This is a genomic window from Marinomonas transparens (assembly GCF_016463975.1).
In the GTDB taxonomy this organism is placed as follows: Bacteria; Pseudomonadota; Gammaproteobacteria; order Pseudomonadales; family Marinomonadaceae; genus Marinomonas; species Marinomonas transparens.
On record NZ_JAEMNX010000036.1, the window covers coordinates 1 to 4,224 of the forward strand.

The 4,224-nt window shown below is 37.0% G+C and carries 2 protein-coding genes; both read right to left on the reverse strand.

All coding sequences use genetic code 11. The features are described from left to right. Positions 1–64: 64 nt before the first annotated feature. Complete coding sequence (locus I8J31_RS19825) at positions 65–2,137, reverse strand: site-specific integrase (protein WP_199470323.1); 2,073 nt, start codon at positions 2,135–2,137, stop codon at positions 65–67. After that, a partial coding sequence (locus I8J31_RS19830) for a hypothetical protein (protein ID WP_233402927.1) occupies positions 2,137–4,224 on the reverse strand: 2,088 nt, incomplete at its 5' end. The genes I8J31_RS19825 and I8J31_RS19830, both read right to left, overlap by 1 nt.

The window sequence follows — 4,224 nt, forward strand, 5'->3', positions numbered from 1 at the left end:
TAAGTAACTTTCAAGAGAACTTACTTTGCACTCTATCTTCTGCATTAAGACATCTTTTAAACCGTTATCCATTTTGTAACGCCTCAAGCATGGGAGAGGATGACCAAACCAAATCTGTTACATTAATTTGATTAATTGGTTGAACTACTGGAAGCAAATTAAGACACCCCTCACAACTCCCTTTGGTTGCGCTAGAACATTGTATCGCATCACTCTCTAAGCATTTACTTCTCTTCTTGATATCAGGAGTTAAGCCAAAACACGCTCCATCTTGGACAAAATTTAAAACATACTTATCAACTAACTTCCCCTTATCTTCCATTTTGGAGATACGTTTTTCGCTCTGTCCTTCAATGACTCCAAATAATTCCGCTATTTCATCACCAACTAACGACAAATCTGGTCTGTAATCATCCTCAATTAAATCAATAATTCGTTCATTTTTAACTTGCTGCATCTCCCACTGACCATCGCTATCAGTGATATATTCCATCGTCATCTCAATAGACTCGTGACCTAAAAACCAATTTAGAGTGAAGAGGTTAGGGTCACGGTATTGATAATAATAAGCCATCGCTAAAAAGCGTCTAAATTGGTGATAAGCAAATGAGAATGGATTGCCTTTTTCATCTTTTGACTCTATTCCCACATATTCGCAAAAAGCATTGAAATTCGGCCATGCTCCACCATGTTTAGAATTTGCATCCGTTACTTGCATAAGGTTATCAAATTGACTGGCCGTCCTCCCTTGCGCTGAAAGATCTTCAAGAATAGATATTGCTTTAGCAACAACCTTCAAGGTTGGCAAAGCTCGCTCTCCTTGGTTGAATTTCTCTTGATCTACAATTAAATACCAAAGTCCACCTTCTTCATACACACAGCCAGATTTAAGCCCATATACTTCATCTCTACGACGTGCTGTGAAAGCGAATATGACAAGTAGACAGGCTGATACTAGGTGTTTATTCACTATTTGCTCAAGCGAGGTTGTTTGATGTCGGTATGTCGTTATTGGGTGCGGAAAGTTGGTTAATTTGTTTTCTCTAATCCACTCTGCGGTAAGTTTTCTAGCGTAATGAGATTTTGATTCATCATTCCCACCAACCCCATTCCCCTTTAAATTTTCAAGCTTTTCTTTATAAATCTGTTGAGCACATTGAAATTGATTTTGTAAAGACGTGGCATAATCAATTACCCAACGGATAGATTCGTCCATCACAGCGTACATAACATTTCGGGGTATATTTCGGGTCTTTATATTAGAATTAGTCGCCTTCTTCTTGGACAATTTGGATGCTTTAATATCATCCATCCACATACGCTCTACTCGGTGATTTTCTGTGAAGAGCTCAGGCATTAGATAGACTTGTCGTATTAGACTTGATACAGCTGATAGCGACTTTCTAATGGTAGTTTCTGATTGAGTGTCAATATCAGTTTTTACCACACCACTTCCTTTCAAGCCATAACCTAGTGACTTTAATATTTTGTATTTAAGTAACTGATATTTAGGAGCATTTTGAAGAGCTCGTACACTTACGCCAAGTTCAAAAGAAAACTTGTCATTATCAAATTCTAACTTTTCAGAATTTGTATTTATATACCTTGTTGACTTCCTGCTTTTCGTATAGGTTGCAATATTTCCATTCGAAATGATCTCGGTAAATCGATTTACTGCTCGTGAATCTAAGTCCAAACGCTCCATCAGCCCCTTTGAAGAATAATCGGTAACAAGTTGATCAATAACAAAACTGTTAATACTAGATAGATTCGAAATTTTAGGAATCAGGAGTAAATATCGATAAAAATTAAGTAAAATAATTGCAGCTCTATATAATGATTCCGCCGAAGCCGTCATGCCTAGCCTTTTATCAGTAGTAGAAGCTCTTATCAAAAGACTCATCTTTATCAATTTTACTGCGCCATAGTACTCCTTTAATTGCTCGCCATTCGGACCAACTGGAGTATTTACCCAATTAATCTCATAAGTCCTTTTCATGTTCTTAGTATCTTGTAACACCCAAATGTCAGAGTCATAAGAGCAATCTTTGAACCATCTTATTTTAAGGGATTCAATATCGCTTCGAGTATCAAAATCTGAAAAAAAATAGACGTAATCAACGATTGGCAATGCCATTAAATATTGACCTCAGCAACAGGAATAAGGCTTAAGTATGAATTTTGGGTGAGCTCTGCTTTTTCTTGTGCCCCTCTCATTAATCTTGCATGTGTTGGATCTTTTGAAAAGGTATCAACTATGAGAGTTGTGAAAACATGCCAAACTCGCCATTTATAAAAATCGTTGTCACTGAGTGTCTGCTTTAATTGAACAAGAACGTCATGCCACTGAATAACATTAGCTAGATTATTTGTTGAACTAACAAATATGCCCCTGCGCTGCTTGCATGTTGGACATCTATCTACCTTGTTACATACACTACCAACTTTTGTTCCAGGTTGAGCTCCAGCGGTTGGATCAATACAGTGAATACCGCCAAACTGTTGGTTAATTGCATTTCGAGCTTCTGTTTGACGCTGTTCTAAAGCAAGTTCTTTATTTTCATTATACAAAATAGAATCGATACCAATCTTCTCAGCAAAGCTTTCAATATCAACTGTAAATAGTGCTTGGTACCAATTAAGAAACAATCTTATTTCTTTGTCTTGTAGCCATACTTCGGGGTAGTGATATGTATAGCGCTTACCCATTTCTAATGACGTGTGTTGACCTTCAATCATTACAGCTGTTGCATCCCTAGTAACAAGGCCTGTAAGAAGGAGGGTACTACCTCTTATCGCTTTAGGAGTTGTAACCCAGGTGCCATCAGACGCTTTTTTACAGAGTATTTTAAAATTCCTATTAAAGAGTTCGAGTGTCGGCTTAGTAGGCGCATAAATGCGTTCATTCACACTAATTTTTACATGGTTTTTGTGCCATTGAAGGAATAAAAATCTTCGGTCTCTTTGAATTACAGCATTGAGGAATTTTTTACGGCACTCCATTTGATGAAGAAACACATCTCTTACGGTGAGAGTTTGAGGAGTAAGTTCATCTACTCTCATTGGAAGCTTTCTGTATTTTGCCTCGTTCCCTCGTTGCCTTCTTTTAGTCCAGTTAAGTATAAAGTAGTTCGTATCATGATCAATTAAGTCGTCTTCTTTTAACCCCTGAATGCTTGTTGTATTAGCATTAGTTTCAAGCATGATAAACGCGAATGCACACACCATCGCATAATTTGAGCAACCTAGGTACGATCGTATGAGATCCCGATTATAGTCATATCGGTTCATTCTTTCTGGGTTCCAAAATAACCCATAGCGAGGGTCCTCATTTAAAAGTAACCTCCCTTCGTTATAACGAATCAAATAATTTACTAAAACTGAAATTGCGCATCCGCCTAATACTTCATCATATAGACGCATCTTTGTATGAGCATTGTCACTTGACAACATTACTTTATGAAATTCATCCGCACGAGTACTTATCTTGAAGTCATTAGTCCATTCGTTAGCTTGATTTGTGGCCTCGATATATGAAACATAATCGTCAGCTGCTTGCTCCTTAAGCTGGAGCTTTCTATCTTGTAATGAACTAATTACTAAGGATATTGGATTGAAATCAAAATCTTCCTCGGTATGCTCAAGTGTATCTTTAATCAAAGATAGAGCATCCTCATCAAGCGAAATATCATTATCATCGAAAGAATCTACGAGTTTTTGCAGATCCTGTTTACTTCTATTTATAAATCGATAAAAATCATTAGATAAAAAGGTAGTACTCTGCCCAAGCCTTTGAGCATCTTTCCATCCATTAAGAACAAGACCATGCGGAATAGTTTTTGTATAAGCCAAATATTCTAAGAGCTTTCTGACCCCCATTAATTTATTGTTACGAGTTTTTAGCTGCTCTACTCTAGGAAAGAAATCCAGTATATCGTTTCGATATTCGGTTAAAAGATTCTGCCAAGCAAGAAACTCTTCCTGTAATGAGCAGCCATCCTGTTCAATATAGCTCCAGACTGCATGGTTTGGTCTATCTGCTAAAAACTTTAGCCACCTAGAAATATGCTGAAAATAGGTTATTTCTGTTGTTTCCACATTAAATGTTGCATTAAGTAATCGCCATGCCTTTGCGACATCAAGCAAAAAATTCTTCGGTAAAGTATTCGAGTAAATAGAGAATGATCTAATCGTGGTAGAGTTTACTTTTACTTCCATAAAAAA